Annotated in this window: 7 protein-coding genes and 3 pseudogenes; 6 read left to right on the top strand and 4 right to left on the bottom strand. The window is 63.5% G+C overall.

Annotated elements, in window-relative coordinates; all coding sequences use genetic code 11:
- The coding region (locus QOC69_RS06115) for a PadR family transcriptional regulator (protein ID WP_526437405.1) at window positions 1–400 on the top strand (400 nt) is incomplete at its 5' end.
- A 351-nt stretch (window positions 401–751) separates the two neighbouring features.
- Here the strand turns inward: QOC69_RS06115 and QOC69_RS06120 are convergent.
- A complete protein-coding gene (locus QOC69_RS06120; RefSeq protein WP_526437407.1) occupies window positions 752–1057 on the bottom strand; it encodes a hypothetical protein in 306 nt (101 codons plus the stop codon).
- 7 nt (window positions 1058–1064) lie between these two features.
- Complete coding sequence (locus tag QOC69_RS06125) at window positions 1065–1355, bottom strand: TnsA-like heteromeric transposase endonuclease subunit (RefSeq protein ID WP_526437409.1); 291 nt, start codon at window positions 1353–1355, stop codon at window positions 1065–1067.
- A gap of 416 nt (window positions 1356–1771) precedes the next feature.
- Here QOC69_RS06125 and QOC69_RS06130 point away from each other — a divergent pair.
- The 3 pseudogenes from QOC69_RS06130 to QOC69_RS06140 form a co-directional block, all read left to right on the top strand.
- Window positions 1772–1932 (top strand): annotated as a pseudogene (locus tag QOC69_RS06130) (ArsR/SmtB family transcription factor); the annotation flags it as partial.
- A gap of 1048 nt (window positions 1933–2980) precedes the next feature.
- Window positions 2981–3248, top strand: a pseudogene (locus tag QOC69_RS06135) (phenolic acid decarboxylase subunit B); the annotation flags it as partial.
- Between the two features lie 54 nt (window positions 3249–3302).
- A pseudogene (locus tag QOC69_RS06140) lies at window positions 3303–3590 on the top strand (hypothetical protein); the annotation flags it as partial.
- Window positions 3591–3674: 84 nt separating this feature from the next.
- On the opposite strand, the gene QOC69_RS06145 reads toward QOC69_RS06140, so the two are convergent.
- Both QOC69_RS06145 and QOC69_RS06150 read right to left on the bottom strand, forming a co-directional pair.
- A complete protein-coding gene (locus tag QOC69_RS06145; RefSeq protein WP_526437411.1) occupies window positions 3675–4664 on the bottom strand; it encodes an aldo/keto reductase in 990 nt (329 codons plus the stop codon).
- Between the two features lie 83 nt (window positions 4665–4747).
- Window positions 4748–4909 (bottom strand): hypothetical protein, encoded by a 162-nt coding sequence (locus QOC69_RS06150; RefSeq protein WP_526437413.1) that lies wholly within the window; start codon window positions 4907–4909, stop codon window positions 4748–4750.
- A 241-nt stretch (window positions 4910–5150) separates the two neighbouring features.
- Here QOC69_RS06150 and QOC69_RS06155 point away from each other — a divergent pair, with 241 nt between their 5' ends.
- A complete protein-coding gene (locus QOC69_RS06155) occupies window positions 5151–5783 on the top strand; it encodes a TetR/AcrR family transcriptional regulator (RefSeq protein ID WP_526437415.1) in 633 nt (210 codons plus the stop codon).
- Window positions 5784–6482: 699 nt separating this feature from the next.
- The coding region (locus QOC69_RS06160) for an FAD-binding protein (protein WP_526437417.1) at window positions 6483–6857 on the top strand (375 nt) is incomplete at its 3' end.

The raw sequence follows: 6857 nt of genomic DNA on the forward strand, positions 1-6857 counted from the left end.
CGAGCTGGGCAAGCTGGCGGCCGACGCACTGATCAAAGTAGTCGACGTCGGGCCGCGGGGCCGCAAGGAATACGCCATCACCGATGAGGGCCGTGCGGAGCTGCTGCACTGGATGACGACACCGCAAAAAGACCCGGCCTTTCGTAGCGCCAAATTGCTGAGGGTGTCTCTGCTAGGCGAGCTCACTGCGGCAGGGGCCCGCGACTACCTGCAATCGCTACGACGACACGCCGCAAGCGAGCAGACCCGCTACGAGCAGATCCGCGACTCGCAAGACAGGTCGGGTGGCGACGACTTCTTCCGGCGCGCCGCGCTCGAAAACGGACTGCTGTTCACCCGCACGGAGATCGACTGGGCTGACCGGACCCTCGACGCCCTCGACCGACGGATCGACAGCTAACCGGCGCGCCGATCAGCGTCGCTTCCACGAAGCGCGGTTTCCATATCAGCGCCGCCTTCGAACGCCCGCATCCCGCGCCGCAACACACGTTCACTCCAGCATTCCTGGCGAAGCGCCGTTCTTTCGGCGACATCCGCTGCGCCGATGAGAGGCCCGACGCCAATGTCGACCCCGACTGCTCGTCTTACATAACCGCGCACACGCTGATACTCATCGGAGGCGGACCATAACCACATGAACGCAGCCCCGGGCTGACGAAATCATCGCTGCCGCCGTCCAGATCCGGCGCGCACGAACCCTGGACGCAATCAGCATGCGACAGGTGGCAACCCGCGCCGGATGGATGGGCTTTCAGGGGTTGATGGTGAACTCCTGACGCCACAGGAGGTGCATGAGAGCACCGACGGCCAGAGGCTTCGGTTGCTGTGTGTGCGCCACGATGTCGCTGATGGTTGGTGAGATCGCCTGTCTTGCCGAAGACCTGACCGCAGCGAGGAGGTCAGCGTCGAACAACCAAGCACGTCGATAGCCGGTGAGGAACCGCACGTTGGTGAACTTGACGCGCGGAGGCTCACTCGCGATCTGGTAGCGCCAGCCCCGTGACTCGACTACACGGCGAGTCAGGTCGAGGAGCCGAAAGATTTTGGCTTCACGCAAGGCGCGTTCAGGCTTCATTGATCAGCAATGGACCGTCGTCAGTGCACACCAGATAGTCGGGAATCCGCGTGATTCGCTCACCGTCGATAAGAGCGCGAAGTTGAAACGGCTGACTGGCGATTCTCTTGGCGCTTCGGTCAAAGTCCACGATCATCAGCTGGGAGCGCTCTAGCCGCGATTCGTAACCAACCAGCGATCGCTCGGTGGCACACCAATACAAACCCGAGTAGTTTTTCTGCCCCAGGTACCACGGAAACGTACGCCACGGGCACGCGTTAGCAACGGCTTCGGGGTCCAAGTCGCCCCATCGGGCGGTGACGGTTTCACCGTCACGGGCTTTATTGTCCTGACATAAATGCCGATACGACTAGTTGTGTCCAATACTGCTGCATATTGTGAATCCGCTTGCTCAGCAACGTCTGTCGAATCGGCTGTAGCCTTCCCATCAGCATGGGCACCCACAGGCACAGAGTGACTGGAAGGACGAGACGAGCTTGACCACCGCTTGGACAACAGGCCGTGGCGGTGATCTCCATCCTCATTCGCCGCCATCGGGGACCGCAACTGCACCGACGCAAGAATGCACGACTCGGCCGTAAGTCAATCGCGGCTTGACTTCGATACGCGCGACGGAGCCTCGCGGATTCGACCGGCCTGCCGAGCTCTGGTTGGGCGGACCGGTTCACATGCAGCCCCTCGGTTGCATGCTAGGAGATGGACGAGGTGTTTCGGGCGCTGGCCGATCCGAGCCGGCGTGCTGCTCGACAGCCTGAATGCCCGCAACGGACAGAGCCTTCGGGAGTTGTGCGCCGGGCTTTCGATGGCACGGCAGTCGGTCAGCAAGCACCTGGCGGGTGCTCGAAGCGGCCAACCTGGGAGTGGCACCGGTGCTGAGCCCGCGGTCGCCGAGGTCGCGGGCCGGATGATTGTGACAGCCCTGCACGACGATGCGTAAGGAGCAAATCCTCTTCAGCGCGGCCTATGACCGCATTGCGAACACCTGCCGGAGCACGTGAATCGCCTGCTCGATGGCGGCGGTGGCCGCGGCGGTGACGCGCAAGGGGTTGAGCAACATGAAGGTCAATATTGCTGAGCCGCAACAGATTTACGAAGGCATTTGATGGATAGTCTGCACGGCAAGGTAGCGAATTAGCCCACCCGGAACCAGGATCGCCTTGTGGCCAACGTAATTCGTGCACAGTAACCATTATCCATGATTGAGTGTTGATCTTGACCAATAGCCACGTCGTGGCGAGCGTCGCCAACGCCCGACCCCAGTCAAGCGCCGTGGTCAAGTTTCACGACGGCCGTAGCATCCCGTTCAGTTCACGGTGGTCGCCACCGATACGTTGTCCAAATGATCATCGATATAGTAATGCGGAACAGACGTCGATAGTGCGAAGTCAGACCGAGACGCATGCGCGCAGCGCCCGCGAGCAATCGTGAAATCATACATCTAGCCCTTCGCAGTCAATCCCTTCACGCCATGTGTGACACGCCGGTCGCGGAGACTGCGCCTGCTGTCTTGACGCCGGCGAAGACACTCAGTGTTATCCGGGCGTCATTGAGGACGATGGCGTAACGGCTGGGGTGGTTGGAGTTGGGAGGTTTCGTCACCTTCGCGCCGGTGAGCTTGAGGTTGCCACCTGGATAGCCGAGCGATCCGCTTCCCTGCCACCGCTCAGCGGCACTTGGATTAGTGGCAATCGCGACGGACAACTGGCAGCTGAAATTCGGGCAGATGCCCTGGCGTCCGTGGCCCCCAGATGCTCACATCAGCGGTCCTCGTCTGCTGACGCAGGTATGGCTGCGGAGCGATTCGCCTGCGCCGCCGCGACAATTCGGTCGTTGGTGACCGAGGAGGCGGCGCACTAGCTCAGATGCTTATTCAAGAAGCTGGCGATGCCGTCTATCACCTTCAGCCTCAAGGAGCGCCGCCGGCTCGTCCTAGTCCCTCGCGAGACGCCGCCAAGCGAAGTTTCATCTGGAGAACATGCTCGTCCTCGCCCGGATGGGAGCGGTCATCGTGCCGCCCATGCCTGCGTTCTACAACCGTCCCGTGGGGCTTTCCGACATCGTCGACCACACCATCGCGCGGGTGCTCGACCAGTTCGGGCTGGACAACGACCTGACCACTCGCTGGGAAGGTCCCAGCACAGCGCGTACCGCTGAGAAGGAGCACACCGCATGAAGCACTTCACCGACCTGCGCGGCTACATCGAAGGCCCCGGATGAGCTCGGCGACGTCATGCGGATCACCCGCGAAGTCGACGCCGACATGGAAAGCGCCGCGATCACCCGGCGAAGCTACGAGCTGCGCTCCCACGGTCCACTGTTCGAGAACATCCAAAGGCGCGCGGCCCGGGTTCCGGGCCTTCGGCGCCCCGGCCGCCCTGTCCTCACTCGCCGACGCACCGGCTGCACGAACAGGGTTCTCGAACAGGACAGGATCATCGCGAACACCCACACTGCGACCCGGCGCCCGAGACCGGGTCGCACCACATGCCGACCCGTCACCAGCTGCCCTACCTGAAACATCTGTCGGCTCCCTTGGTCTGTCCTGGTTTTTCCGATCAAGCTCCGACTTTGCGCGCCGAGCGCGCCGGATGACCGTGGATCACCGTTCGCTGTCGAGGGCCGTCATCTGCGTGGCGTCGTAGCGGTCACCGGCGGCCGCGTCCCTGGGTACCGCGGATTCGATCGCGGCGAGTTGCTCGGCGCTCAGTTCAACGTCGACCGCGTCCAGCGATTCGGCCAGCCGCTCGCGCTTGCGGGCCCCGACGAGCGCGACGATGTCGTCGCCTTGGGCGGCTACCCAGGCGATCGCGACCTGCGCGACGGACACACCGAGTTCGGTTGCCACGCTGCGCAGCCGCTCGACCAGGGCCAGGTTGCGGTCCAGGTTCTCGCCGCTGAATCTTGGGCTGTGTGCCCGGAAATCATTGGCGCCCTGCCGATCCGCCGACCAGTGTCCGCTGATCAGGCCGCGCGAGAGCACCCCGTAGGCCGTTACGCCGATGCCCAGTTCGCGGCAGGTGTCCAGGATTTCACCTTCCAGGCCGCGGGAGATCAGCGAGTATTCGATTTGCAGGTCGCTGACCGGGTGCACGGCGTGGGCGCGCCGGATCGTGTCGGCGCCGACCTCCGACAGTCCGAGGTGGCGGACGTATCCGGCCTGGATCATCTCGGCGATGGCACCGACGGTGTCCTCGATCGGCACCATGGGATCGAGCCGGGACGGCCGGTAGACGTCGACGTGATCGGTGCCGAGCCGCTGCAATGTGTAGGCGAGGGAGTTCTTCACCGCGACCGGGCTGTTGTCCTGGCCCAGCCACGACGCGTCCGGGCCGCGCAGGGAGCCGAACTTGACGCTGATCTGGACCTGGTCGCGGTCGTACCGGCGCAGGGCTTCGCCGAGCAGCATCTCGTTGTGGCCCGTGCCGTAGAAGTCACCGGTGTCGAGCAGGGTGATGCCGGCGTCGAGCGCGGCGCCGATGGTGGCGATGCTCTCGGCGCGGTCGCTGGGCCCGTACAGGTCGCTCATGCCCATCAGGCCCAGACCGATCGCCGAGGTGGTTCCCAGGGTTCCGAGCATCTTGGTTGGCATGACCCCAGCCCGCTTCGGCTGACTGAAACCAACGCCTTGGGCGACATCGGCTCCTTGAAAGACCGTTTCGTCAGGACTCGTGTTCATGTGCACCTCTCATTTTCGTTTTCCATTTGCGTGGTCCGCAGCTGCGGTCGGTCCGGTTCGGCCGCGATGACGTCGTGGTCGTCGTGGTCGTCGTCGACACGGACGCCGACGCCGACGCAATCGGCACTCCCGTCACTGTTGAAGGTCACGAGCGTCATGTTCAAAGCCTCTCGACCTATCTATATAATCGACACTACGTCGATATTACCCCGATGATATGTCGATCGTCAACGCGTGTGAAGATCGGTCGGGCGGTCGATTGTGCTTCGAAGAACGTCGATGTAATGTCATCTAAGATTTGACGACGTGTTGATTTTTGATGGTCGGCATGCAGGCCAACCGACCGGGCCACAGTCGGCGAGCAGCACAGCCAACAAGACGCAGACGAGGAAGACGACCATGGACGTGGGTTCACGGCGCAGTCAGCGTCAACGGGCCGCGGGACCCAGCAAGGGAGAGGTCCGGGAGGCGCAGATCCTCGACGTGACCGAGCGTCTTCTGCTCACGTCCCCGTTCGCCGACATCACCATGGACGAGATCGCCACGCGGGCCGGACTATCTCGGTCGACCATGTACTTCTATTTCGCCTCGAAAGAGGATCTGCTGGCCGGCCTGCTGGCACGTACACATGATGAGATCGTCGGGCCAACGGCGATGCTGCTGAATGCCGACACCACGGTTGATCAAGCGGTTCGCCGGGCGCTCGAGGCGCTCCTGCGCAGCTGGCGCGAACATGGACCGGCGTTGCGAACCTTCCTGGAAACCGGGCTGGTCTCGCCCGACTTCGGCGCCAAATGGCGGTTGACGACGAACGAAATCATTGACGTCGTGGCACAGTTCATCGACCGTGAGCGAGCCAATGGGCGCCTCCCCACGGGGCCGCCGTCGGCGCAGGCCGTTTCCTCAGCCCTCTTCTGGATGGTCGAGCACGAGATGTATGAACTGTTCCGTACCCGTCACACCCGCGCCGCGGAAGCCGAGTTGATCGAGACACTCGCACTGGTGTGGCAGCGGGCGTTGGGTGCGACATGACCAAGCCTTAGCTCGCCGACGCGCCCGCGGGCATGCCACTCGGAGCTCTTCTCGGAAAGGCCGGCGGCTTCGGCCCGAAGAGACCCGAGAGTGCCGGACGGGACGCCGTGTAGACCTCGCGAAGAAGAGGGAGTCGGGGCTGAGCAACACCCCCTGGTCCATCCTTGGTCCAGTCATCGCCTGATCGGCATCGCCGTCCCGTTCGCCAGATGGCGCGGGCGCACGTCTTCGGGCGCAGGCGCGTCGCAGGCGCCGGTCCTAGCGGCGGGGCATCAGCAGCGTCGTGTCGTCGCCTGGGATGTGGCCGCGCGTCGTACTGATGAAGTCGGCCTCACCCGGCGTCGTCGGACCCGTGTTAGCACAGCAGTCCAACGGCATTCACGCCGCGCTCGACGTGGTGGCCGTCGTCGGCAACGACGCCGACGCCGGGGCACTCCCGTTACTCCCGAAGGTCACCAGCTTCATAGTCAGCCGGTCTCAGATCAACAGCAATCGTTGCTACGTCGACCATACCTCGATTATTCGTCGATGGTCGACCTATCAATATTTGACCTGGCCGTGCTGATTGCGAACGGTCAAGTGTCGACGTACTGTCGTCTTAGAGTCGACGATATGTTGATTCTCGATTGGAAGGGTGGAGGGAACAGCGGGCCGGGCAACGGTCCGCAGCCGCGACGCCCTCACGGAAGGAACCCGACGATGAGTATCGACACCCGCACCGCCCGCCGGTTCAGCGGCGACCTGATCCTGCGCGGGCAGGACGGCTATGAGCAGGCCCGCACCGCGCGCATCTTCCACGCGCGGCACCCCGAGCGCTTTCCCGCCGCCGTGCTGCTGGCCCAGACCGAGCAGGACGTCGTCGAAGGGGTGCGCCTGGCGCGTGAATGCGGCTGGAAGGTCGGCATCAAATCGGGCGGGCACAGCTTCCCGGTCTGGGGCGTGCGCGACGACGGCTTGCTGATCGACCTGGCCGGTCTTAGCGAAATGTCCTACAACCCCGAGACCGGTATTGTCAGCGTCACTCCGGCGGTCCGGGGCGGGCAGGACCTCAATCCCTACCTCGAGCAGTTCGGA

The sequence above is a fragment of the Mycobacterium sp. genome (assembly GCF_032162105.1).
Lineage (GTDB): Bacteria > Actinomycetota > Actinomycetes > Mycobacteriales > Mycobacteriaceae > Mycobacterium.

Bases quoted from the DNA above. Each gene is read 5' to 3' on its own strand.
- QOC69_RS06145 (WP_526437411.1), bottom strand. From the start codon at position 4,664: ATGCCAACCAAGATGCTCGGAACCCTGGGAACCACCTCGGCGATCGGT.
- QOC69_RS06150 (WP_526437413.1), bottom strand. From the start codon at position 4,909: ATGACGCTCGTGACCTTCAACAGTGACGGGAGTGCCGATTGCGTCGGC.
- QOC69_RS06155 (WP_526437415.1), top strand. From the start codon at position 5,151: ATGGACGTGGGTTCACGGCGCAGTCAGCGTCAACGGGCCGCGGGACCC.